We start from the raw sequence: 23,518 nt of genomic DNA on the forward strand, positions 1-23,518 counted from the left end.
GTTGGCCGCAGTCAGTGCAGTTTGGGCAGCAACCAGCGCTTTGGCGGCAGCAACTTCATCGGCCGCTTTGGCAGCAATCTCTTCAGCCGCCGCTTTGTCCGCCGCCGCTTTGTCTTGCACCGCTTTGCTAGCCGCGTCCGCTTCAGCCGTGGCTTTGGCGGCCGCTGTGCTTGCCGCTGTCAACGCATTTTGGGCCGCAGTGATGGCAGCCGTGTCGGTGCCATTTTTGACAGCATTGAACGCAGCTTGCGCATCGACCAGCGCTTTGGCCGCAACAGCTTTCACCAGCGCTTTGGCCACAATTTCTTCAGCCGCCGCTTTGTCCGCCGCCGCCTTGTCTTGCGCTGCTTTGGCCGCCGCATCGGCTTTGGCCGTGGCTTTGGCCGCAGCAGCTTCCTCCAGCGCTTTGGCCGCAATCTCTTCAGCCACCGCCTTGTCGGCCGCCGCCATTTTCAGGTTGGTCAGGTCGATCTGCATTTGACCGAGCAAACCGCCATTTGCCAACGGATTGCCTTGCTGGGCTTTAGCCGCACCTTTAAGAAGCGCAGAATAGAACGCGGGTGACACGATCATCTGACTGCCACTGGTATCCATTTGCTGGGCCAGCATGGCGAGTGTCGTTTGGGCATCACCACCATGCATGGCATCCAGACCTGAAAGCGCGGCCAGCACTCGCCCAATGGCGTTGGCGCCAGGCTTGTCATCATTGGTTACATCGGGCAACAGTGTTGTCAAGACCCCTGTCAGGCCAACGGCCTTCGCGATGGCCGCATTGGCTTTGACCACCTGGTCGGCCGTGACGGTGCCACTGCCATCGGCTTGCAACCCGGCCTTGATGGCGGCCAGTGTGGTCAAGGGGTTGATGTGCAATGTCAAATTTGCACTATCGACCACGCCCACGGCCATGTAGTTGGCGTTCAGGTCGACCGCCACACCCGTGGCCTCGTCCATGTAATCGGGTGCTGTGCCGTTGTCGTCAACCACTTTGGCGATCACCACTCCGGTGTAACTGCCTACGTTGATGCTGTAGCGGCCCTGGTCGTCGACCAAGGCTGTGCTTGCAGCTTCGGTGCCATTGATCAGGCTGCCATCGGCTTTGTACAGGACGACCTTGAGCCGACTGCCACTGATGACCGGTCCGCCCGTGAGCATGCCACTGACAACACTTTGAGGCGCTGGAGGGTTGACTGGTGGATCTGTGTTTTCCGGCAGGCTGGCTACGGCGCCCGTTTTCGCCAGCGCAACCCCTGCGCTCGCCGCCACACCAAGCAACATAATGCCGCCAAAGGCGCTGCCCCCGGGGGATGTCGGGCTTGTGGTTTGGCCTGGACTTGCTGTCTCCAGCACGGGCAACTCAGCACTGTCGGCTTGGAAGCCCGGGGTTGTCAGGCTGATGTCGGTGGCAAAGTGCCAATCTTCGCCATCCAGGACCGCCCCTTGTACGGCATAAAAATCCGTGAATTCGATCAGCGTTTCTTCATCGACTTCCAGCAGCAGGTTTTTGCCACTTTTTTTCAAAATAGGCTTTTTGCCAGACGGCAAGGTGTTACCTGAAAAGTTCGCTCCATCGATTTGCACGGACAACCGTGCAGACGGCTCTACCTGTACGCGCAGGACCTTTGATGATTTGTCATGGGACGCCGATTCGGCGCGCGAAAGCTTGCCTTGTGCAGACAACTGGTGAACAACGATTGACGACATTTATTTTTTGTCCCTTGGTCATGGATGGCCTCCCTGAATTTTTTTTGATTTTTTTGGATAACTCACTGACTTGCTGATCGATCTATCTCTCCCCCAGCCCCGAGCTCATGGTTTTGGTGATGGGTTTGGTCAGGTAACTGAGTACCGTGCGCTCAAGTGCCTTGATCTCGACACCTGCCGTCAGCCCCGCCCGCAGCTTGATGTCGCGGGCTTTGTCGCCATGAAACTCGGTGCCGGTGATGTGCATTCGGACCAGGTAATAAATGGGGGGGTTGTTGGGGCCGATGGGCACGCCTGGACTGGCTTTTTCTGCAAACAAGGCCTCGGCACTGATGTAGTCGACCTTGCCTCGCAGGCCACCAAAGATGGCCGAGTCATAAGCGTCGAGCTTGATGCTGGTGTCCTGCCCCAGCGCAATGAAGGCCATGTCAGCGGGCGGTATCTTGGCCTCAACGATCAAGTTTTCACCGCTGGGCAAGATGTCGATGAGCGTTTCGCCAGGGCGGACCACGCCGCCAATGGTGGTGACCTTGATGCTGTTGATGACGCCGTCCATCGGGGCCACCAACTCGGTGTTTTCCAGCACCTGCTGTCGATCGCGCAGCTGCTCGTTTTGGGAGCTTAGGTCTTCTTGTGCCTTAGTCATTTCTGCCTGGGCGTCCTGAAAGTACTTGTTGCGCTTGCCAGTGATCTGGGCCTTGATGTCGGCCACCCCCCGCTCCAGACGCAGGACTTCAGCACGGCTGACATCGGAAGTGGCCTCCAGCTGGTGGTTGATGCGCATTTCTTCTTCGGCCAGCACAAGGATATTTGCCAAAGCCTGCAGGTCTTCCTTGAAGGCGGTCTGGCGCTTGTTGTACAGGTCTCGCTGGTTGCGAATGTATTCGGCGTAGGGCGCCAGATCGCCACTGAATTGCAGGGGCGTGCCGTAGACCTCGGCATGCAGCCGTGCGAGCGTGATGCGCAGGGCCGCCACCTTGGCGCTACTGTCCGAGACGCCCGCAGCCGCACGCTCTTTTTGCAAGCGGGCGAGCAATTGCCCGGCTTTCACGTGCTGGCCTTCCTTGACGTGCAGCTCGGTCAGCACACCCCCATCGGGCGTTTGAACCAACTGCGTGCGCTCGGCCGACATGAGCACGGCCTGGGCCCGCGTGACCTGGTCGATCTTGCCGAAAGCCGCCCACACGGTCAGCGCAATCAGGGAAACAATGATCACGCCCATGACGCTGCGCGCACGGGTGGGCGCTTGCAGGTCGTGCAGGTTGTTGTGCCGGATCGGCTCGGATGAGCCCTTGAACTTGGGCTTGAGCTCGAGATCAACGATGTCTTGGGCCGCACCGGCAAGTCTGCTTTTAAGAGGATCAGAAATCATGACTGCACCGCCGCAGGGGAAGGGGAAGGGGAAGTTGGCTGAGGCGCAGCGCTGGGCTGGGGCCTGGCTTTTTGCTGGAGTTGCTGCAACACAGCATCACGGGGACCGTCCAGAACGATCTTGTTGCCCGCCACCACCATGATGCGGGTGGCCAAGGGCAACAAGGCCGGCTTGTGGGTGACGATCACCAGGGTCTTGCCTGCCTGCGCCTGCTGCGCCAGCACGGCCAGACAGCGCTGCTCTTGCTCTTCGTCCATCGTTGCCGTTGGCTCGTCGAGCAAAAAGACATGGGGGTCACAAAGAATCAGGCGGGTAAATGCCACCAGCTGTTTTTGCCCGCCACTGAGGCCTTTGCCACCCTCGGCAATGACCCGTGCCAGGCCCTTGGGGTGACTGGCCACAAAGCGGTCCATGCCCGTCAGGCGCATGGTGGTCAGCAGGGCTTCATCGCCCGGGTCAGGCAGGCCAATGAGCAAGTTGTCACGCAGCGTGCCGTGAAACAGACGATGGTCTTGCTGCAGGTAGCCGACGTTCTGGTTGATCACCTGGCGGTGGATGTGGCCAAGCTCCAGCCCATCGACCAGGATGCGCCCTTGCGTCGGGTGGTACAAACCGCTCAGCACGCGCAGCAGGCTGGACTTGCCCGCACCAATCGGGCCCAGTACCACCACGCGTTCGCCGGGTTTAATCTCGAGCCGGGGGACGACCAAAGCGGGTGGGTTGTCGCCATAGGCAAAGGTCACGTCGGTCAATTCAAAATGCCCCATGAGCGCAGCCGGGGTCAAGGGTGCGTCAATGCCGTCGTGGTCGGTCTTGAGTTGGTAAAGCCGCTCCAACCCCTCGAGTGCGGCCTTGGCATGTGCGTACTGCACCAACAAACCCGGGATCGCCAAAATGGGCGCCAAAATGCGTCCACTGAGGATGGAGCTGGCAATCAGGGCGCCCTGCGTCATGTGACCCTGCATCACCATCAAGGCGCCCACCACGATCAGTCCGGCATAGCTGATTTGCTGGATGGATGCAGACAGATAACCGATGCTTTCGGTGGCACCACGGGTTTTCAAGTCGTTGGTGATGGTTTGGGCATTGACGCCGATCCAGCGCGAGAGGAACTTCCAGCCCCCCGAGCCGGCCTTGATTGTTTCGATGCCCTCGACCGCTTCAACCAATAAACCGGTTTTGAGGTTCGAGAACTGCGCGCCGTCCTTGGCGTGGGCCATGATCTTTTTGCGAATGGACAAGCCGATGAACACGGCAATCACTGCAAAAACCAAAGGCACCAAGGCCACCCAGGGGCTGGCCACGGCAGCGATGACAAAGATGAACAGGAGCGCCAGCGGCGCGTCAATGATCGTGAACAGGGTGGTGGCGGTGTAAAACCCCCGCACTTGTTCATAACCCCTCAACTGGCTGGCCAAGCTGCCCACTGAGTTGGGCACTTGGTCCACGCGCAGTTGCATGAGGCGGTCGAAGATCTCGCGAGACAGCCGGCTGTCCAGGCCAACCACGACGTAATCCATGATGTTGGAGCGGGCAAACTTCATGCCCAGCTCGATCAGGATGCTGAGCAAAACGCCCACCGCCAGAATGATCAGCGTGTGTTCGCTGCGCGTCGGGATGACCCGGTCGTAAACCTGCATCGAGAACAAGGATGTCGCCAGCGCCAGCATGCCAATGAAGGCCGAGGCCAAACTGGTTTCGATCAGCTCTCGCCGGTAAAGGGTCAGGGTCTCGCGAACATGCGAAAAGAAAGTAACCGGGCCCTCGTGTTGGGCAAAAAGGCCCAGCGCCAGATTGATTTTTGGCCCAAGCTGGACCACCGCGCAGGCACGGTCCAGCGAGACTTGCGTGACTGGAACGGCGCCTTTAGGGGTTTGCAAAATCCAGCTGCCATCGGCTGCGCGGTCAACGATGACCCCCCAGCCCTCGCTGGGGTGCAGCGCCATCATGGGCACCAGCGGACGATCTGGCGTTTTTAATAATTTAGGCGAATTCTTGCCGAGGGAATGGCAAATATCTGCCAATTGCTGCATCGGCTTGCGTGTGTCTGCCAGGCGATCAATGCCCTCTTTCAGCCGAATCGGGTCCAAGCGACCGCCTTGCAACTGACTCAGGCGCTGCAGGGCCCAGCGCAACCCGTCCTTCAGCAATTGTTCAGGACTGGGGGCAATGGCTTGCGCATCCACCTCGGGGATTGGCATTTCCAGACCCAATGAATCGGTCATGGCAGGCCCTGCTCAGCGGTCGAGTTATGCGGTTTTTCCATAACGATGACGCATGCCGCTATAAAAATTAAATTTATTTGCATTTTTGTAGATTCAATCGAATTAATCGTTTACCGTGGAAGACCCACCCCGGCCATATTTGGCTACAGGACGGTGACCATGCGGTTTAGTCAATGGCGTGAACACTTGGACAGGGAACTCATGACCATATCAATTGCGTTTGGGACAATTGAGTGTCGGCAGATCACACCGAGATGAGAATCACATTTACATGCAGCGTCTACTATATTTATGGGTTTAATTTTATAGGAAATTTGATAAATTTAGACCATTAATGAACATTATGATGAACTCTAGCAACTCTTTATTTGTAGCGCGCAATGTTGTCCTTGTGGAGGACAACCCTGCTTTTCGACTGTTAATGAACAAGGCCATTCAGCACATCGGGCTCAAGGGAAACATCATGGAATGTGCAACCGGTACGGCCGTGATGGAGCTGCTTGAACAGCCCCAAATGCGGCTGGACTTGGCGCTGGTCGACCTGGGGCTGCCGGACATGGGGGGGATTGAAGTCATCCAGTCCATTCGCAGACGATTTAGCGAAATTCCCATTTTGGTCATTTCGATGATGTCGACAGAAAGATCCGTTCTGGCCGCCATCCGGGCAGGCGCCAACGGTTACATCATGAAGGGCGATTCGGCCCAGTCAATTGGACAAGCGATCATCGAAGTCCTCCAAGGCCACTACCCAATCAGTCCGTCACTGGCACGGACTTTGTTCAAGCTGGCAGGGGCTCCGACCGGCAAGTCAGCCGTTTCATCCAGCTTGTCACCGCGGGAATTGGAAACACTGCAATCGATCGCGCGGGGCAACAGTTACGAGCAAACGGCCGTGCTGATGGGCATCGGCATCTCCACGGTGCAGTCCAATATTCGGAATCTGTACCGCAAACTGGAGGTCCGATCCCAGGTTCAGGCGGTCAGCAAGGCGCGCGACGCCGGACTGATCTGAGCTGAAAGCCATGGGCTGCATCAAATGGTTCTGGCGATTCTTGCTGGTGTTTTGGGTTCTTCAGGCCTGGCACTTGGCGGTGCTGGCAGGGCCGACTGAAACAGCAACAAAGCCTCTGGCGCTGCGCCTTACGTCAGCCACTCTGACAAGCCCCCTGGGCGAGCGTACCGTGACGCTGCCCCATGTGCTGACCCACCAGGAGTTGGATGCCAAAGGCAGCCGTGTCCGCTACCGCCTGAGCGTGGACCTGCCCAAGGCACCCGAGCAAGCTCTGGGTGTTTTCATCAACAAGCTCAGCCTGGCTGGCGCCCTGTATTTGAATGGTGAGTTGGTCGATCAATGTGCCGATGGCGACTTGGCGCGTCTGCGCTGCCTGCATCGCCCCCTGCTGTTCAAGCCGGCCACCCAGCTTTGGCATGCAGGCGTCAACACCCTGGAGATCGAGATCCATGCCAACCACGGCCAGCTCAGCGGCATGTCTGAAGTCCTGGTGGGCGATGCCCACTGGCTTTATCGGGATGTTTACCTGCCCCGGTTTGCGTTGCGCATCACAATTTATGAGTGGCTGGCGTTCGCCATTTTGACGCTGGGCATGCTTTCGCTAACGATCGGGGTGTCGCTGCGTGAAGAATCTGTCTACCGCTGGTATGGCTTGACCTGCCTGTGTTTGGCCATCTCGCTCAGCAACCTGATCGCCGACGAGTTGCCGCTGTCGATGAAGTTCTGGAACTGGCTGATTATCGTGGGCCGGCTTCTGGCGGCATACCTGTTCCTGCTGACCTGCCTGCATTTGTTTGGCAAGCAACGTGCCTGGCACACCCGCTGGACACTGGGCTACGGGCTGGTTTGTGCGACCGTGTTTTATGCGCTCACCGAAAACAGCTTGCTGGTTTCTGTGGCCTACCTGCCGCTACTGCTGATTTCGCCGGTCCTGATCACATTCTTGGTGCGCTGGTCAGTGCTGTATGGCAACAGCAGACACTTCACGGTCTGCGGCCTGATGATCTTGCAGTACATGCTGGGTTTACATGACTGGCTGATGTTCAGTGGGCAAGGCAGCTTCGAATTTATCTACCTGGCACCACTGGGGTTTGCAACCACCATCGTGCTCATCGGCTTCTTGTTGACCCACCAATTGATCGTTTCACTGCGCAGCGCACGTGATCTCAGTGTCAACCTCGAAACCCAAATCTCCGCCCGAACGGTGGAACTGAGCTCGGCCTTGGAAACCATCCAGCGTATTGAGCAGACCGCCCTGAAGCTTACCGAGGCCATTCCGGTGGGCACCTATGTGCTGGAAGTATCGCCCGATGGCAAACCGCGCTTCAGTTTTCTGAGCAAGCGCTGGCTGCAGATGGTCGATATCACGCGGGAATTGGTGACTGCCGACCCGACTCAGGTGCTCAGCCGTGTTCATCCTGATGATTTAGAGAGCCTGATAAATGGGCACCGACAGGTTTTCCAACAGCCCCAGGTTCTAACCTGGGAAGGCCGCATCCTGGTGCACGGGGAAACGCGTTGGTTGAGCGTGGAAGCTGTGCCCCGGACTCTGCCTGATGGCTACACCGCGTTTGAAGGTGTGCTCGTGGATGTAACCGTTTACAAGGAAGCTCAAGAAGCCATGAAAACGGCCCATGATCAACTCACTCGGGTAGCCATCCAGCAATCCAAAAACGAAGAACGCGAGATGCTCTTGCAGGACATACACGACGGCTTCGGTTCCCAGCTGGCCACCGCACGCTTGATGGCCGATGCAGGCAAGATTTCACCGGACGATTTATCGGTGATTCTTCAAGAGTGCATGGCCGATCTGTACTTGGTGGCCGACACGCTGAGCAACGCCCACAACAGCTTGCTGGACTCTTTGGCCGACATGCGTTTCCGACTGGAAAAACGCACCGCGCATTTGCCGATGGCGCTGTCGTGGACCCTGGACATCGACAAAGCCCCCGAGTTGCAGCAGCGGACCATCTTGCAGTTGCTGCGCATCATTCAAGAGGCCATCAACAACGCCCTGAAACACGCACAGGCCAAGCACATCGGGATTTCAGTGACCTTTGACCCGCAGGCCTTGCATCTGAGGGTCACGGTGGAAGACAACGGCTTGGGCTACCCCGATAAGCCGGTGCTGGGCAGAGGTGTCTACAACATGCAGCAACGCGCCCGCATGATGGGCGCCACATTGCTGGTCACCCAGAGCCATCCTGGAACTTGTGTGATGCTGTCCTTGCCTTTGCCAAGGGCCTGAGTTCAGCACTGGAAGCTGCGCATGCACTGCCTTGCACGGTGGCTTCAGCGCTGCATCAGTGCGCTGGGGTCATCGCTGTCGAGCACCTGATCGGCCCAGAGCCTGAGTTTGTCGGTGTTGGACAACAAGATGCGCTGCTTGACCGCCAGCACCTGCGACGGGTGCATGGAAAAGCTGCGCAAGCCCAGGCCCAGCAGCAAGCGGGTCATGCCCACATCACCGGCCATTTCCCCGCACACCGACACACCCTTCCCCTGAGCCTTGCAGGCGGCGATGGTGTCGGCCACCAATCGCAGCACCGCCGGGTGCAGGGGGTCATACAGGTGCGCCACCGATTCGTCGGCACGGTCGATGGCCAAGGTGTACTGGATCAGGTCGTTGGTGCCGATGGACAGGAAATCAAAATGCTTGAGGAAAAGGCGCAGGGACAGGGCTGCGGCCGGGATTTCGATCATGGCGCCCAGGCGGACCGGGCCGTGGACCATGCCTTTGCGGTCCAGCTCATGCCGCGCCTGCTCGATGAGCAGCAGGGTCTGGCGAATCTCGCTGGCATGGCTGAGCATTGGAATCAACAAGTTGACCTGGCCATGCGCCGCCGCGCGCAGGATGGCACGCAATTGGGTGAGGAACATGGACGGATCGGCCAGGCTCCAGCGGATGGCACGCAAGCCCAGAGCCGGGTTCAAGTGGGCAGCATCATGGCGCGCCTCGTCCAGCGGTTTGTCGGCGCCAACATCGATGGTGCGGATGGTCACCGGCAAGCCGTTCATGCCTTCGACGGCCAGCCGGTAAGCCTGGTACTGCTCCGTCTCATCCGGCAGATTGCCCTGGCGGCCCATGAACAAAAACTCCGAGCGGAACAAGCCCACGCCCACCGCGCCGGCGGCCAAGGCTGCTGCCGTGTCTTCGGGCATTTCAATGTTGGCCAACAGCTCGATTTTTTCGCCATCGAGCGTGACGGCAGGCGTGTGCCGCAGGCGCGCCAGGCCCTCGCGCTCCAGCTGAGCCTGACGCTGCTTGAAGCTGTACTCGGACAAGATGATGGGCGAGGGGTCGACGATGACCACGCCGGCATCGCCATCGATGATGACCCAGTCGTCTTGCTTGACCAGTTGGCTGGCGGTGCGGGCACCCACCACGGCCGGAATGTCCAGACTGCGCGCCACAATGGCGGTGTGCGAGGTCTTGCCGCCCACATCGGTGACAAAGCCGGTGAACACGCTTTGCTTGAATTGCAGCATGTCGGCGGGCGACAAATCGTGCGCCACCAGCACCAGGGGGACATCCGTATCGCCCAGTTGCAGCTCTTGCTGGGGCCGCTGCGGCCGCTTGGGCTGCACCACCAACGCACCCGTGCCTTTGAGGCAATGCAACACCCGCTCGCCCACCTGCTCCATGTCGGCTTTGCGTTCGCGCAAATAGGGGTCTTCCATTTCCTCGAACTGGCGCACGATGATTTCAAGTTGGCTGGTCAGCGCCCATTCAGCGTTGTAGAAACGGTCTCTAATCCAATGCACAACCCCCGCCGTCAGCGCTTCGTCTTGCAGCAGCATCAGGTGCACATCCAGAAGGGCCGCCAACTCGTGCGGCGCGTCTTTGGGCATGTCTTTTTGCAAACGCTGCAGCTCATCGACCACGTCATCGCGGGCCTTGCGCAGGCGCCTTATTTCCGAAATGACCTGCTCGGGCTGAATGAAATAGTGGGCCACATCGACCCGACTGGATGCCACCAGCACCGCACGACCGATGGCAATGCCCCGGGCCACCGCCAAGCCATGGATGCTGAAGGTCATGGCATCACCTCAGCACACCCGTGGCCAGAGCGCATCTGCATGCTCATTCACCTTCGCCAAATTTGTCAGCCATCAGCGCCAGCAAGGCTTGCATCGCTTCGTCCTCGCGCTCGCCGCTGGTCTCGACCAGCACTTCAGAGCCCAGCCCTGCGGCGAGCATCATCACACCCATGATGCTTTTAGCGTTGATGCGGCGATCGCCCTTGCTGAGCCAGACTTCGCATGGGAAACTGCCCGCGAGCTTGGTGAGCTTGGCCGAGGCGCGTGCGTGCAGACCGAGTTTATTGCTGATGGTCGTTGTGACTTGGGGCATGTCTTTTTCCTGTTTGGTTCTGGGGCGCAGTACTGCCAACGGGCATGACGCCCTGCGTGCCACCGGCGTGCGCACGAGCGGCCAAGGCCTCCAGGCTTTCGTTTCGGTAGCACACACTGCGCAGCAACATGGGCAAATTGACACCGGCGACCAGCCGGGTGTTCAGGCCATCGTTGATCTGTTGCGCCACGTTGCACGGTGTGGCGCCGAACACATCGCTGAGCAATAAGACCTCGGATGCACCCAAACTCCGGATGGCTTCGCGGGCTTTGAACAAGCTGGTCTCTGGCGCTTCGTCGGGCAACACATCCAGGGCCATGACGCCGGTCGCGCAGTCCGGGAAAACATGCACGGCACATTCGCGCAAAGCGCTGGCCAGCGGGGCGTGAGCAATGATGAGGATGCCGATCATGAGGACTTCATTATCAGGGCTGAACCGGCTTTTTCAGCAAGAAATACACCCAAGACAAACCGGAGCAAATACCAAAGCAGGCCAACGCGGCCTGGTAGGCCGCCGGTTTTTCGAGGCCCATGCCCCGCCCGGCGTCCACCAGCAGACCGATGCCCCACTGCACCACGAAAATGCCCGCAAAAACCACCAGGTTGTATGCAGACAGTGCACGCCCGGCCAGATGCGACGGGAACGCCATGCCCACAGCGGGCTGGGCCAGCGCCACAAAAGTGCTGCTAATGCACAACAAGGCCAGGCCCGCTGCCGCTGCAGAGCCCACAGCAGGCCCCATCCAGACCAAGGTGCCAATCACCCCGAAGCTCAGGGGCAAACCCCAGGCGATCAGGCGTTCCACCGGAATCCCCCTGCGGGCCAAACCAGGGGTGACCAGCCCCCACAGCCAGAAGGTCACAAGCATGGACAAATTGATGAGGAACAAGCCTTTGGCCGCTTCGTCTGCGGTCCAGCCTGCGACCTGGGTCATCCAGGGGCCTGCCCACAAAGTCTGAATCGCCACCATGCCGCCGTAGGTGAAAAAACCAATCGGGGTCATGCGCCAAAAATACGCGCTGCGCCAGATTTCGCGGTAACTGCCGTCGTCATGGTGCGGCGTTTGTGTGCTGGCTGCCCCTGCCGGGGTGGTTTGCCATATCGGCACAACCAACGCAATCAAGACCATGGCGATGGCAATCATCAAGCCCAGCATGACAAACAGCGCGCGCCAACCCCAGATAGGCATGAGCCATTGCACAGGCAAGGTGGCGGCCAGCATGCCCAAAGAGCCTGTCATCAGCATCCATGAGTTGCTGCGCAACTGGCTGCTGGCATCCAGCCAACGCCGGTAGCCGGTCAAGGGGGCCATCAGGCAGGCGCTAACGCCCATGCCGCACAGCACACGCGCAGCCAGGAGGCCATGGAAACTGTCCGCCCATGAAAAGGCCAAACAGCCCAGAACCGCAAATGACAAGAAGGCCAGCACCACTTTTTTGGGGCCATGTTTGTCCAGCAATCGCCCGAGCGGCAACTGGGTGAGCGAAAAACCCAGAAAGTAACCGCCCGCCAGCAAGCCCAAGTCTTGCGCACTGAGGCTGAACTCTGTGGTCAGCGTTGGCGACAGGGTGGCCGTGATGGCCCGGACCAGGGCCGAGAAAAAATAGGCCAGCGCAAACGCCAAAAAAACAACCACAGCCGTGCGACGCGGCAATCGGTCAGGGTGCGTCAACGTGGAAGTGCTCATGGTTTCAGTCCGTCAAACAAAGTGTTAGCCATTTCTGGCGAAATCGCACGGTCATAAACCACGGCATGGACCAAACGCACCCGGTCCCCTTCGGCCACGGCGCCCCAGACGGCCGCCATCTGCACCGCTTCACCATTGGCACGCAGGCCTGGGGCCTGAATGCGTACCGATGAGGCCAAGGGCAATTGCCCGGGTCGGTGCCAAACCTGTTGCTGCGCAGCAGCCAGTGGACGGTTGACCCGCGCATTGTCTAAAGTGGCTTGTTGCCAACCGGCCAGCAAGGCCTGGGCATCAGCACCGGCCTGCAAGGGCGCGGTCATCACTGCCACGATGGCCGTGCCGCTTTCGCAGCCCACGACCTGCAAGTCCACCGGCACCCCGCCCAGCGGGACCGAACGCGTGGTGCGATCGGGCTTGCAAGGCAATTGGGCTTTGAGGGAAGTTCCTTCAAAGGTGACTTCTCGCCAGTTTTGGTCGGGGCTGCAAGCGGTCAAAGCAAGGCTGAGAGGCAGTCTGGCCAAGAGGGCCATGAAAGAGGTTCGCATGGAGTGATTATCCCGATCAGCGGCGGGCGCCATTTTTCGCGACAATGAAAGTATGAATTCACTCGATGGCATCCGCGTTTTAGACCTCTCCCGCGTTTTGGCGGGCCCCTGGTGCACCCAGACTTTGGCCGATCTGGGGGCTGATGTCATCAAGATCGAACGCCCCGGCTCAGGCGATGACACCCGAACCTGGGGGCCCCCTTTCCTGCAAGACGCCCAAGGACGTGACACGGCCGAAGCGGCCTATTACCTGGGTGCCAACCGCAACAAGCGGTCTGTCACCTGTGACATCGCCCAGGCCGATGGCCAGGCCCTGATCCGCGAGTTGGTCAAGCACTGCGATGTGTTTGTCGAAAACTTCAAGGTCGGCGACATGGCCCGCTACGGACTGGACTACCCCAGCCTGAGCGCCATCAACCCCAAGCTGGTGTATTGCAGCGTGACTGGTTTTGGCCAAACGGGACCCTATCGTGAGCGCGCGGGCTACGACTATGCCGTGCAAGGCATTGGCGGCCTCATGAGCGTGACCGGCGAGCGCGATGACCTGGGCGGTGGCCCCCAAAAAGTGGGGGTGGCGGTGGCAGATTTGTTCACCGGCATGTACGCCACGGTGGCCATTTTGGCGGCACTGCGCCACGCCGAGCGCAGTGGCGAAGGCCAGCAAGTGGACATGGCTTTGCTGGACACCCAGGTCGCCATGCTGGCCAATCTGGGCGCCAATTACCTGGTCAGCGGCAAAGTGCCCGGTCGGGCAGGCAACGCCCACCAAAACATCGTGCCCTACCAGGTGTTCGAGGTGAAGGCCCCTGAAGGGTCGCTGCCGGCCACCCGCGATCACCTGATCCTGGCCGTGGGAAATGACGGGCAATTTGCCAAATTTTGTGCCGTGGCCGGATGCCCCGAACTGGCGCTGGACCCACGCTACGCGCTCAATACCCAACGGGTTCGCCATCGCGCCGAATTGGTTCCCTTGCTTGAGGTGATCATGAAGACCCGCACCAAGGCCGCATGGCTGGCCGCACTGGAAGCGGCCAAAGTGCCATGTGGGGCCATCAACACGCTCGCCGAGGTATTTGCCGATCCGCAGGTGGCCGAACGCGGCATGGTGAGCACTTGGTCGCACCCGATCCAGCCCAATTTGAAGCTGGTGGCAAGCCCGATCAAGTTGAGCCGCACCCCGGTTCGCCAAGAACTGCCGCCCCCCATGCTGGGACAGCACACGGCCGAAGTGCTGGCCGAGGTGCTGGGCTGGACAGAGGAGCAACAAGGCCGCTTGCGTGGCAAAGGGGTAATTTGATGGCGAATTTTTTACTGGTCCATGGTGCCTGGCACGGGGCGTGGTGCTGGCAGCGTGTGTTGCCGGGCTTGATCCAGGCAGGACACCGTGCCCACGCCGTCACGCTGACCGGGGTGGGTGAGCGCGCCCACTTGCTTCGCCCCGACATCGACCTGGAATCCCACATTCATGACGTCATGGCCGCCATGGATGCTGAGGAGCTCCATGACGTGGTGCTGGTGGTGCATTCTTATGCAGGCATGCTGGGCACGGCCGTGGCTGACCGCAGGCCCGAGCGCCTGCGCCATCTGGTGTATCTGGACGCCGTGCTGCCCCAGCCCGGCGAAAGCTGGAGCAGCACCCACGCCAATGCCACCCGCCAGGCGCGCATGGCAGCAACGCAAGCGGACCCGATGCGCAGCTTTCCGGCGCCCGACCCCGCCGTGTTTGGCCTGAGCGGGGCCGACCATGCCTGGGTGCAAAGGCGCCAAACGCCCCACCCCGGCGGGCCCTACAACCATGTGCTTAACTTTGACCCGCAGCGGGTGGCCAGCGTGCCACGGACCTTCATCAGTTGCACCAACCCCGGGCTGAGCACCATCGACGTCAGCCGCCAGCGCATGGTGGACCCAACGTTTTGGGATGGCGCCTGGCTGCCTGGCGCCCAGGTGCTCGAAATGAATACCGGCCACGACCCGATGGTGAGCGCCCCGCAGGATCTGCTGGGTCTTTTGCTGGGTCTTTGCTCGACGTAGTGGTTACAAGCGATAGCCCTTAAGGCCACAGCGCTTTAGGCGCTCTTATCAGCTTGCCAAGACTTGGCTTTTACAATGGGCGCATGAAACGTTTGTCCTTCATGGCCGTCCTTCTTGCCTTCGCTTTGCTGGGCTTGCCCGGCTGCAGCCAAGACAAAGCGCCGCCCTCCTCCTTTGTCTTGCTGGATGGCTCCCAAGTGACCACGGCTCAACTCAAGGGCAAGGTCAGCCTGGTGAATTTCTGGGCCACCAGTTGCACCAGTTGCGTCGCCGAAATGCCCGAGTTGGTGTCCACCTACAACAAGTTCAAAGACAGGGGCTACGAAACCCTGGCCGTGGCCATGCGCTATGACCCCCCCAGCTACGTGGTGAACTTTGCACAGTCGCGTCAATTGCCATTCAAGGTGGCGATTGACAACACCGGCGCCGTTGCCCGCGAATGGGGCGACGTTCAACTCACGCCCACCACTTTTCTGGTGAACAAGCGCGGTGAAATCGTCAAACGGTTTGTGGGCACACCCGACTTTGCAGAACTGCACCGTTTGATTGAAAAGCTGCTGGCCGAGACCTGAGCCTGACAGACCAGGTGGTCCGGCCCTTCAGGTCAGTCGCATCAATCTTTTCTGAAGTTGTCGTGACAGGCTTTGCAACTGGCCCCAGCAGGTCCAAATGCGGCTTTCAGCGCATCCAGATTGCCCGCCTTGGCGGCCACATTCAGCTTGACGAGTTCGGCTTGCATCTTGTCTGAGGCTTCCTTGAACTTGGCAGACTCTTTCCAGATTTCCGGCTTGGCGCGTGTTTCGCCTTTGTCTGTGCCCTCGCCAAATGCAGCCCATGGCAATTTGGCCAGTGCGGACACCGTATCTGCAGTGTCTACGGCAGCTTTGGCGTCATAGGGAACACGGCCGTTGGCCATGGCACCCAAGCGCCCGAAATGTGCAGCCATTACAGTGAAACTCGCCTTGCGGTATTTGATGGCGTCTTCGGGTTTGGCAAACTGGGCTTGCGCGGGCAAGGCCAGGGTCAACACCATCGATGCGCCGAGCAGGCTCAACATTGTTTTCATGTTTGTCTCCAATCATTTAAAAGGTCAGTTAACGCAGGATGCTTCACCATCGGTTAATTTTCACATAATATTGTTTTATTTGCATCATTGAAAGTACTTATGTTCACCGTTCGCATTTGGGATTTACCCACTCGCGTTTTCCACTGGTCCCTGGCGGTCTGCGTGGTTGGCCTGGTCATCACCGGCAATGTGGGTGGTGATGCCATGGCTTGGCATTTCCGTTTGGGTTATGCCGTGCTCACGCTGGTTTTGTTCAGACTCGTCTGGGGCGTTTTCGGTGGTTATTGGTCACGCTGGTCACAGCTGCCTGTTAGCCCCACCAGTGTCTTGGCTTACACCCAGGTATCAACCAGCACCCGACATCTGGCGGGTCACAGTCCCTTGGGTTCCTGGTCGGTGCTGGCCTTGATGCTTTTTTTGAGCCTTCAAGTGGCCACGGGCCTGGTCAGTGACGATGAAATCGCCAACATGGGCCCGTTGTCCTCTTTGGTGCCTGATGCTTGGGTGAGCCTAGCCACCAGTTGGCACAAAAACTGGGGCAAACTCATCTTGATCGTTTTGGTTGTGAGCCATTTGCTGGCCATTGCTTGGTACCGCTGGGGCAAGCAACAGCCTCTGGTACCTGCCATGTGGCATGGCGACAAGACTTTGCCTGAAGCGGTCACCCCATCGCGCGACAACGGCAAATCCCGCAGTTTGGCTGTGGCCTTGTTCATCGCTGCCGGCGTTGTGGTGGCGGCCATCGTGCCTCTGGGTGGTTAACGCTACACTGATGTTTTCACAACGCTTGCCAAGCTCATGCCCACTGTTCAATTGCTTCATCCAGCCAGCGCCTCTGACTGGTTGGAGACCCGAGCACTGTTTCATGAGTACGCCTCCAGCCTGAACGTTGACCTGTGCTTTCAGGGTTTTGACGAAGAGCTTGCCGGTTTACCAGGTGAATACACGTCACCTCGCGGCGCCCTGTTGCTGGCTTGGGTGGACGGGGCCCCTGCCGGTTGCGTTGCCTTGAGGCCGCTTGACAATTCCGACTACACCAACTCGGCCGAAATGAAACGGCTTTATGTCCGCAAGGCGTTTCGGGGTCTGGGCATCGGCCGTCAGTTGACAGAAGCCATCCTGGAGGCTGCGCACAATGCCGGCTACGCTTGCGTGCTGCTTGACACACTCGACGAGATGGAATCAGCGCGGGCTCTGTACGAAGATCTTGGGTTTGAAGAAATTCCGCCCTACTATCACAACCCCCACGCGGGCGCGCACTATCTTAAAGTGGACATCGGCTGACGCCTGGCCTGCTGGGCACCCAAAAAAAAGGGGCCAATGGCCCCTTTTTTAATGGCGAAGCAAATCAGGCTTTGGCTTGCGACAACAAAGTTGCTGCATCACTGACTTCAAATTTGCCAGGACCTTCGACGTTCAAACTCGTGACCTGACCGTCTTTGACCAACATGGAGTAGCGGTTGCTGCGCACACCCATGCCGCGTGTGGTCAAGTCGAGGACCAAGCCCGTGGCTTTGCTGAAGTCGGCGCTGCCGTCACCCAGCATGCGCACCTTGGTTCCGGTTTTTTGTTCGCGGGCCCAAGCGCCCATGACGAAGGCATCGTTCACGCTGACACACCAAATTTCATCGACACCTGCGGCCTTCAAGGCATCGTGGTTTTCAACATAACCGGGAACATGCTTGGCCGAGCAGGTGGGCGTGAAGGCACCAGGCAACGCAAACAAGGCGATGGTCTTGCCTGCGGCGGCTTTGGCCACATCGACGGCGTTGGGGCCAATGCTGCAGCCATTGCCTTCCACTTCGACATATTCCATCAGGGTGGCAGCGGGCAGTTTGTCTCCGACTTTGATCATTTTGAGCTCCAAGAGTTGGGGTTGGCACTGTGGCCGGGGTAAAAATAAACGACCCACCATTGTGGGTCGTTTTTTTAAAGTTTGCAGGAGTCGGGCTTTTGAGGCTTAGACGGCTGCAGCTTTCTGAACCAGGCGAGTTGCCACCCAGTTTTTGGTCTTCGAAATCGGACGGCTTTCCGTGATTTCAATGGTGTCGCCCAGGTGGTATTGACCTGTTTCGTCGTGCGCATGGTATTTGCTCGACTTGGCCACAATCTTGCCGTAGAGGGCGTGTTTTACACGACGCTCCACAAGCACGGTCACGGTCTTGGCACGTTTGTCGCTGACCACCTTGCCAATCAAGGTGCGCTTGAGGGATATTTTCGCTTCCGTCATGGTCACTCCTTACTTGGCGACTTGCTTTTGGGCAAGAATGGTTTTGGCACGGGCGATTTCGCGTCGTGTCTGGCTCAGCGTTCCGGTGTTGCCGAGTTGTTGCGTGGCTTTTTGCATACGAAGGCCAAAGTGGGCTTTTTGCAGCGCTTTGATTTCGTCTTTGATACGCGCAACGTCTTTGAGGCGCAATTCAGCAGCATTCATTTCTTGTTTCTCCTGAATTATTGGCCAATCATGCGTGCCACAAATGTGGTGCGCAAGGGCAGCTTGGCAGCGGCCAATTTGAAGGCTTCACGGGCCAACTCTTCTGGCACGCCCACGATTTCGTAGAGCACCTTTCCGGGTTGGATTTCGGCCACGTAGTATTCGGGGTTACCTTTACCGTTACCCATACGCACTTCAGCAGGCTTGGTGGAAATCGGCTTGTCAGGGAACACACGAATCCAGATGCGACCACCACGTTTGACGTGACGGGAAATTGCACGACGTGCAGCTTCGATCTGGCGGGCCGTCAAACGACCACGGTCTGTGGACTTCAGGCCGAAGTCACCAAACGCCACCGTGTTGCCACGTGTAGCGATGCCGGTGTTGCGGCCTTTCTGTTCCTTGCGGTACTTTCTGCGAGCAGGTTGCAGCATGTAATTACTCCTTATTGACCGTCAGCTGCTGCAGCTGGCGCGGCGACTGTGCGTACGCGCTTAACGGCGGGTTTTGCATCACCACCGGCCCCAGCAGGCTTGTCGCTGCCATCGGTCGGTGCTGTGTTGGTGCCTGCGGGGCGACGTGGACCACCCCGACGATCGCCAGTTGGGCGCTCACCAGGACGGGCATCACGGCGTGGGCCACGTGGGCGGCGTTCTTCATCGGCACGAGGCTCGGCCAATGCGGGTGCATCGTTGCGGCCCAAAGTGTCACCTTTGTAGACCCAGACCTTGACACCGATGATGCCGTAGGTGGTCTTCGCTTCAGACGTTGCATAGTCGATGTCTGCGCGCAGGGTGTGCAATGGCACACGGCCTTCGCGGTACCACTCTGTACGCGCAATCTCAATGCCGTTCAGACGACCAGCCGACATGATCTTGATGCCTTGGGCACCCAGACGCATGGCGTTTTGCATGGCACGCTTCATGGCGCGACGGAACATGATCCGCTTTTCGAGCTGCTGTGTGATGCTGTCAGCAATCAACTGGGCATCGATTTCGGGCTTGCGCACTTCTTCGATGTTGACTGCAACAGGCACGCCCAGACGAGCAGAGAGTTCCTTCTTGAGCAACTCGATGTCTTCGCCTTTTTTGCCGATCACCACACCTGGACGAGCCGAGAAGATGGTGATGCGGGCGCTCTTGGCAGGACGCTCGATCAGCACGCGGGAAACCGCAGCATTCTTGAGCTTGGCCTTGAGGTACTCACGCACCTTGATGTCTTCGGCCAGCATGCCGGCGAAGTCACGGTTGCTGGCGTACCAGCGGCTTGCCCAGTTACGGCTGATAGCCAGGCGGAAACCGGTAGGATGGATTTTCTGTCCCATAGTTCTTCCTGCTTAATTGCCGACCGTCACATACACATGGCATGTGGGCTTGCTGATACGGTTGCCACGGCCTTTGGCGCGGGCGGTGAAACGCTTGAGCGTGGTGCCTTGTTCGACGTAGATGGTTTTCACCTTCAACTCGTCGATGTCAGCACCATCGTTGTGTTCAGCGTTGGCGATGGCGGACTCCAGAACCTTTTTGACAATACCGGCAGCTTTTTTCTGCGTGAAAGTCAAAATGTTCAGAGCTTGATCCACTTTTTTACCGCGAATCAAATCGGCGACCAAGCGGCCTTTATCGACCGACAAACGGACGCCCCGGAGGACTGCACGTGTTTCCATGGTCTTTCCTTATTTCTTCTGGACTTTTTTGTCCGCAGGATGACCCTTAAATGTCCGGGTCAGTGCGAATTCGCCCAATTTGTGGCCAACCATCTGGTCGGTCACATAAACAGGAACGTGTTGCTTGCCGTTGTGAACGGCGATGGTCAGACCGATGAAATCGGGCAGAACCATGGAGCGACGCGACCATGTCTTGACGGGCTTTTTATCTTTGGTGGCAACGGCTTTTTCAACCTTGGCCAACAAATGGTGGTCAACGAATGGACCCTTTTTGAGAGAGCGTGTCATTGTCTAACCCTTACTTCTTGCGACGCGACACGATCATGACCTGAGTGCGCTTGTTGTTACGGGTACGGTAGCCCTTGGTGAGGTTGCCCCACGGGTCTACTGCATGACGGCCTTCGCCGGTACGGCCTTCGCCACCACCGTGCGGGTGATCCACAGGGTTCATGGCCACGCCACGAACTGTTGGGCGGATACCCATCCAGCGTTTGACACCGGCCTTGCCCAATTGGCGCAGGCTGTGTTCTTCGTTGGCAACTTCACCAATCGTTGCGCGGCACTCGATGTGGATCTTGCGAACTTCACCGGAGCGCATGCGCACTTGAGCGTAGATGCCTTCGCGAGCCAGTAAGGTGGCCGAAGCCCCCGCCGAGCGAGCGATTTGAGCACCCGCACCGGGCTTGAGCTCGATGCAATGGATGGTCGAACCCACGGGAATGTTGCGGATCGGCAAGGTGTTGCCAGCGCGGATAGGCGCTTCTGCACCCGACAGCAGGGTTGCACCGGCTTCAATGCCACGGGGGGCAATGATGTAGCGGCGCTCGCCATCGGCGTAGCACAACAAGGCGATGTGGGCCGTACGGTTTGGGTCGTACTCAATGCGCTCGACTTTCGCCGGAATCGCATCTTTGTTGCGCTTGAAATCGACCACGCGGTAGTGGTGCTTGTGACCACCGCCTTTGTGGCGAGTTGTAATGTGACCGTTGTTGTTACGGCCCGATTTCTGATGCTGCGGCTCGAGCAAAGGCGCGTAGCCTTCACCTTTGTGCAGGTGGTCACGGGTGACCTTCACCACGCCACGACGGCCTGGGGATGTTGGTTTGATCTTGATGACAGCCATGATTACGCGGCCTCCCCGGACAGGTTCAGCTCTTGACCTGGCTTCAACGTGACATAAGCCTTGCGAATGTTGTCGCGACGGCCAATGGTCTTGCCAAAACGCTTGGTCTTGCCCTTGGTATTCACCACAGACACGCCTTTGACCTCGACCTTGAACATCAATTCCACTGCGGCTTTGATTTCAGTCTTGGTAGCATCCTGCAGCACTTTGAATGTCACAGCGTTGGACTTTTCAGCAACCATGGTGGCCTTTTCGGACACGATGGGCGCAACCAACACCGACATCAGACGACCTTCGTCGAACTTCACGGCGCTCATGCAAACATCTCCTTGAGTTTGTCCATGGCACCCTTGGTCATGATGACTTTCTTAAAGTTCACCAAAGACACGGGGTCTGCGTAACGGGGCTCAACAATCAGGATGTTGATCAGGTTGCGCGATGCCAGGTACAGGTTTTCGTCGACTTCTTCAGCGATCACCAGCACGTTGTCGAGGCTCATGGCCTTGAACTTGGCAGCAAGCTGCTTTGTTTTTGGCGACTCGACCTTGAAGGAATCCACAACTGCCAGACGACCTTCGCGGGCCAACTGGGAGAAGATCGAAGCCATACCAGCGCGGTACATCTTCTTATTGATCTTCTGTGTGAAGTTTTCGTCGGGCATGTTCGGGAAAATCCGACCACCGCCACGCCACAAAGGCGAGGAAGTCATACCAGCACGAGCGCGACCAGTGCCTTTTTGTTTGAAAGGCTTTTTGGTGGAGTGGTGAACTTGTTCACGGTCCTTTTGGGCGCGGGTGCCTTGACGGGCATTGGCCTGATAAGCCACCACGATTTGGTGGATCAGGGCTTCGTTGTATTCACGACCGAATACGGTTTCAGGCGCATCCACTTTGGAAGCGGCTTGACCTTGGTCGTTCAGGAGTTCGAGCTGCATCAGTTCGCTCCTTTAGTTTTGATGGCGTGACGCACGGTCACAAAACCACCTTTGGAACCAGGAATAGCACCCTTGACCATCAGCAGACCACGGGCTTCGTCAACGCGAATGACGGCCAGGTTCTGCGTGGTGCAAGTCACATCACCACGGTGACCAGACATTTTTTTGCCAGGAAACACGCGGCCAGGATCTTGGGCCATCGAAATCGAACCCGGGACGTTGTGCGAACGGCTGTTACCGTGCGAAGCGCGCTGGGATTTGAAGTTGTGACGCTTGATGGTACCGGTAAAGCCTTTACCAATGGATGTGCCTTGCACGTCCACTTTTTGGCCCACAGCAAACACAGCAGCCACGGGCACAGTAGCGCCTGCAGCGTACTGGGAGGCCGTGTCGGTGGTCACGCGGAATTCTTGAATGATTTCACCGGCTTCAACACCGGCTTTGGCCAGGTGACCAGCGATGGGCTTGGTCACGCGCGATGCCTTGCGGGCACCAAATGTCACTTGCAAAGCGACATAGCCATCGTTCTCTTGGGTTTTGACCTGGGATACACGGTTGCTGGACACATCCAGCACTGTGACAGGAACGGAATCCCCATCATCAGTGAACAGACGCATCATGCCCACCTTGCGACCCAGCAACCCGAGGGAGTTGCTCAGACTCATTGTTTTCTCCAAAACTTCCACCGCGGCCACTTCAATTGGCAGCCACGTTTGGTATGTGAAAGACTGTTAATAAATCTCACCTCGAATGGAGGTGAGCCTGAAATTATAGCCCGACTTCCCAATGCTGGCAAATCAGACCACGTTTCAAGTTTTTGGGTGGCTTTTCAGCCACCCCAAACCGCATTACTGCAGCTTGATTTCGACGTCCACGCCAGCGGGCAGATCGAGTTTCATCAAGGCATCCACTGTTTTGTCTGTGGGGTCCACGATGTCCATCAAACGCTGGTGCGTGCGGATTTCCAACTGGTCGCGGCTGGTCTTGTTGACGTGCGGTGAACGCAGAATGTCAAAACGCTTCATGCGCGTTGGCAAAGGCACTGGGCCCTTGACAATCGCGCCAGTGCGCTTGGCGGTGTCAACGATCTCGGCAGCGGACTGGTCGATCAGTTTGTAGTCAAACGCCTTCAGGCGGATGCGGATTTTTTGCTTGGATGACATGTCAATTCCTTGTGGTGAGTGTTTGCTTGCTGCAGCGCAAAGGCGGGGCCTTTGCGCCACTGATCCACAAAAGAATTAAGCAATGATCTTGGCAACGACGCCAGCACCAACGGTGCGGCCACCTTCACGAATGGCGAAGCGCAAGCCTTCTTCCATCGCAATGGGGTTGATCAACTTCACAGTGATCGACACGTTGTCACCCGG

The 23,518-nt window shown here is 58.3% G+C and carries 28 protein-coding genes and 1 pseudogene; 7 read left to right on the forward strand and 22 right to left on the reverse strand.

All coding sequences use genetic code 11. From position 1 onward, the window contains the following. The 3 genes from B9Z45_RS15125 to B9Z45_RS15135 all read right to left on the reverse strand — a co-directional run. The coding region (locus B9Z45_RS15125; protein WP_199221923.1) for a hypothetical protein at positions 1-1,701 on the reverse strand (1,701 nt) is incomplete at its 3' end. A gap of 82 nt (positions 1,702-1,783) precedes the next feature. Next, positions 1,784-3,073: an HlyD family efflux transporter periplasmic adaptor subunit gene (locus tag B9Z45_RS15130; protein ID WP_108408055.1), complete on the reverse strand. Its 1,290-nt coding sequence runs from the start codon at positions 3,071-3,073 to the stop codon at positions 1,784-1,786. Next, a complete protein-coding gene (locus tag B9Z45_RS15135) occupies positions 3,070-5,298 on the reverse strand; it encodes an ATP-binding cassette domain-containing protein (RefSeq protein ID WP_233252223.1) in 2,229 nt (742 codons plus the stop codon). Before B9Z45_RS15135 ends, B9Z45_RS15130 begins: the two co-directional genes overlap by 4 nt. A gap of 346 nt (positions 5,299-5,644) precedes the next feature. Between B9Z45_RS15135 and B9Z45_RS15140 the strand changes: the two genes are divergently transcribed. Further along, entirely contained in the window at positions 5,645-6,310 is a 666-nt protein-coding gene (locus B9Z45_RS15140; RefSeq protein WP_255562050.1) for a response regulator transcription factor, read from the forward strand. Positions 6,311-6,320: 10 nt separating this feature from the next. Next, a complete protein-coding gene (locus B9Z45_RS15145; protein ID WP_108408057.1) occupies positions 6,321-8,558 on the forward strand; it encodes an ATP-binding protein in 2,238 nt (745 codons plus the stop codon). 44 nt (positions 8,559-8,602) lie between these two features. On the opposite strand, the gene ptsP is transcribed toward B9Z45_RS15145, so the two are convergent. Genes ptsP through B9Z45_RS15170 form a run of 5 tightly spaced genes read right to left on the reverse strand, consistent with a single transcriptional unit; the run spans position 8,603 to position 12,897 of the window. Beyond that, entirely contained in the window at positions 8,603-10,351 is a 1,749-nt protein-coding gene (gene ptsP, locus B9Z45_RS15150; protein WP_108408058.1) for a phosphoenolpyruvate--protein phosphotransferase, read from the reverse strand. Positions 10,352-10,394: 43 nt separating this feature from the next. Beyond that, a complete protein-coding gene (locus B9Z45_RS15155) occupies positions 10,395-10,664 on the reverse strand; it encodes an HPr family phosphocarrier protein (protein WP_108408059.1) in 270 nt (89 codons plus the stop codon). Next, positions 10,633-11,076 carry a PTS sugar transporter subunit IIA gene (locus tag B9Z45_RS15160; RefSeq protein ID WP_108408060.1) on the reverse strand — a complete coding sequence of 148 codons (444 nt, stop codon included), beginning with the start codon at positions 11,074-11,076 and terminating at the stop codon, positions 10,633-10,635. The genes B9Z45_RS15155 and B9Z45_RS15160 overlap by 32 nt, the downstream gene beginning before the upstream one ends. 13 nt (positions 11,077-11,089) lie before the next feature. Continuing rightward, complete coding sequence (locus tag B9Z45_RS15165) at positions 11,090-12,352, reverse strand: MFS transporter (RefSeq protein ID WP_108408061.1); 1,263 nt, start codon at positions 12,350-12,352, stop codon at positions 11,090-11,092. Continuing rightward, positions 12,349-12,897, reverse strand: a complete 549-nt coding sequence (locus B9Z45_RS15170; protein ID WP_108408075.1) for a hypothetical protein — start codon at positions 12,895-12,897, stop codon at positions 12,349-12,351. The genes B9Z45_RS15165 and B9Z45_RS15170 overlap by 4 nt, the downstream gene beginning before the upstream one ends. Before the next feature lie 52 nt (positions 12,898-12,949). Here B9Z45_RS15170 and B9Z45_RS15175 point away from each other — a divergent pair, with 52 nt between their 5' ends. The 3 genes from B9Z45_RS15175 (at position 12,950) to B9Z45_RS15185 (ending at position 15,500) form a co-directional block, all read left to right on the forward strand. Further along, positions 12,950-14,194: a CaiB/BaiF CoA-transferase family protein gene (locus tag B9Z45_RS15175; RefSeq protein ID WP_108408062.1), complete on the forward strand. Its 1,245-nt coding sequence runs from the start codon at positions 12,950-12,952 to the stop codon at positions 14,192-14,194. After that, the gene (locus B9Z45_RS15180) at positions 14,194-14,928 is read left to right on the forward strand and encodes an alpha/beta fold hydrolase (protein ID WP_108408063.1); all 735 of its coding nucleotides are present in this window, start codon (positions 14,194-14,196) and stop codon (positions 14,926-14,928) included. The genes B9Z45_RS15175 and B9Z45_RS15180 overlap by 1 nt, the downstream gene beginning before the upstream one ends. Positions 14,929-15,029: 101 nt before the next feature. Beyond that, entirely contained in the window at positions 15,030-15,500 is a 471-nt protein-coding gene (locus B9Z45_RS15185) for a TlpA disulfide reductase family protein (protein ID WP_108408076.1), read from the forward strand. Positions 15,501-15,541: 41 nt separating this feature from the next. On the opposite strand, the gene B9Z45_RS15190 is transcribed toward B9Z45_RS15185, so the two are convergent. Further along, a complete protein-coding gene (locus B9Z45_RS15190) occupies positions 15,542-15,994 on the reverse strand; it encodes a cytochrome c (RefSeq protein WP_108408064.1) in 453 nt (150 codons plus the stop codon). Between the two features lie 99 nt (positions 15,995-16,093). Here B9Z45_RS15190 and B9Z45_RS15195 point away from each other — a divergent pair, with 99 nt between their 5' ends. Continuing rightward, the gene (locus tag B9Z45_RS15195) at positions 16,094-16,756 is read left to right on the forward strand and encodes a cytochrome b/b6 domain-containing protein (RefSeq protein ID WP_108408065.1); all 663 of its coding nucleotides are present in this window, start codon (positions 16,094-16,096) and stop codon (positions 16,754-16,756) included. Positions 16,757-16,792: 36 nt separating this feature from the next. Then, the gene (locus B9Z45_RS15200) at positions 16,793-17,278 is read left to right on the forward strand and encodes a GNAT family N-acetyltransferase (RefSeq protein WP_108408066.1); all 486 of its coding nucleotides are present in this window, start codon (positions 16,793-16,795) and stop codon (positions 17,276-17,278) included. A 64-nt stretch (positions 17,279-17,342) separates the two neighbouring features. Here the strand turns inward: B9Z45_RS15200 and B9Z45_RS15205 are convergent, their stop codons facing one another. The 13 genes and pseudogenes from B9Z45_RS15205 to B9Z45_RS15265 form a co-directional block, all read right to left on the reverse strand. Beyond that, positions 17,343-17,849: a peroxiredoxin gene (locus B9Z45_RS15205; protein ID WP_108408077.1), complete on the reverse strand. Its 507-nt coding sequence runs from the start codon at positions 17,847-17,849 to the stop codon at positions 17,343-17,345. A 105-nt stretch (positions 17,850-17,954) separates the two neighbouring features. Next, a complete protein-coding gene (gene rpsQ, locus B9Z45_RS15210; RefSeq protein WP_108408067.1) occupies positions 17,955-18,224 on the reverse strand; it encodes a 30S ribosomal protein S17 in 270 nt (89 codons plus the stop codon). Between the two features lie 9 nt (positions 18,225-18,233). Next, positions 18,234-18,428: a 50S ribosomal protein L29 gene (rpmC, locus tag B9Z45_RS15215; RefSeq protein WP_108408068.1), complete on the reverse strand. Its 195-nt coding sequence runs from the start codon at positions 18,426-18,428 to the stop codon at positions 18,234-18,236. 17 nt (positions 18,429-18,445) lie between these two features. Continuing rightward, complete coding sequence (gene rplP, locus B9Z45_RS15220; RefSeq protein WP_108408069.1) at positions 18,446-18,862, reverse strand: 50S ribosomal protein L16; 417 nt, start codon at positions 18,860-18,862, stop codon at positions 18,446-18,448. An 11-nt stretch (positions 18,863-18,873) separates the two neighbouring features. Beyond that, a complete protein-coding gene (gene rpsC, locus B9Z45_RS15225) occupies positions 18,874-19,752 on the reverse strand; it encodes a 30S ribosomal protein S3 (RefSeq protein ID WP_108408070.1) in 879 nt (292 codons plus the stop codon). Between the two features lie 12 nt (positions 19,753-19,764). Next, positions 19,765-20,094: a 50S ribosomal protein L22 gene (gene rplV / locus B9Z45_RS15230; RefSeq protein WP_019426902.1), complete on the reverse strand. Its 330-nt coding sequence runs from the start codon at positions 20,092-20,094 to the stop codon at positions 19,765-19,767. Between the two features lie 9 nt (positions 20,095-20,103). Further along, entirely contained in the window at positions 20,104-20,382 is a 279-nt protein-coding gene (gene rpsS, locus B9Z45_RS15235) for a 30S ribosomal protein S19 (RefSeq protein ID WP_007847809.1), read from the reverse strand. Between the two features lie 10 nt (positions 20,383-20,392). Beyond that, the gene (gene rplB / locus B9Z45_RS15240; RefSeq protein ID WP_100172794.1) at positions 20,393-21,217 is read right to left on the reverse strand and encodes a 50S ribosomal protein L2; all 825 of its coding nucleotides are present in this window, start codon (positions 21,215-21,217) and stop codon (positions 20,393-20,395) included. A gap of 2 nt (positions 21,218-21,219) precedes the next feature. After that, complete coding sequence (rplW, locus tag B9Z45_RS15245; protein WP_108408071.1) at positions 21,220-21,534, reverse strand: 50S ribosomal protein L23; 315 nt, start codon at positions 21,532-21,534, stop codon at positions 21,220-21,222. Continuing rightward, the gene (rplD, locus tag B9Z45_RS15250) at positions 21,531-22,151 is read right to left on the reverse strand and encodes a 50S ribosomal protein L4 (protein ID WP_108408072.1); all 621 of its coding nucleotides are present in this window, start codon (positions 22,149-22,151) and stop codon (positions 21,531-21,533) included. The genes rplW and rplD overlap by 4 nt, the downstream gene beginning before the upstream one ends. Beyond that, positions 22,151-22,816: a 50S ribosomal protein L3 gene (gene rplC, locus B9Z45_RS15255; RefSeq protein WP_108408073.1), complete on the reverse strand. Its 666-nt coding sequence runs from the start codon at positions 22,814-22,816 to the stop codon at positions 22,151-22,153. Before rplC ends, rplD begins: the two co-directional genes overlap by 1 nt. Before the next feature lie 183 nt (positions 22,817-22,999). Continuing rightward, positions 23,000-23,314: a 30S ribosomal protein S10 gene (gene rpsJ, locus B9Z45_RS15260; protein WP_019426908.1), complete on the reverse strand. Its 315-nt coding sequence runs from the start codon at positions 23,312-23,314 to the stop codon at positions 23,000-23,002. Positions 23,315-23,389: 75 nt separating this feature from the next. Continuing rightward, positions 23,390-23,518: pseudogene (locus tag B9Z45_RS15265) on the reverse strand (elongation factor Tu); the annotation flags it as partial.

Origin of the sequence: Limnohabitans sp. 2KL-17, assembly GCF_003063415.1 — a bacterium.
GTDB lineage: Bacteria > Pseudomonadota > Gammaproteobacteria > Burkholderiales > Burkholderiaceae_C > Limnohabitans_A.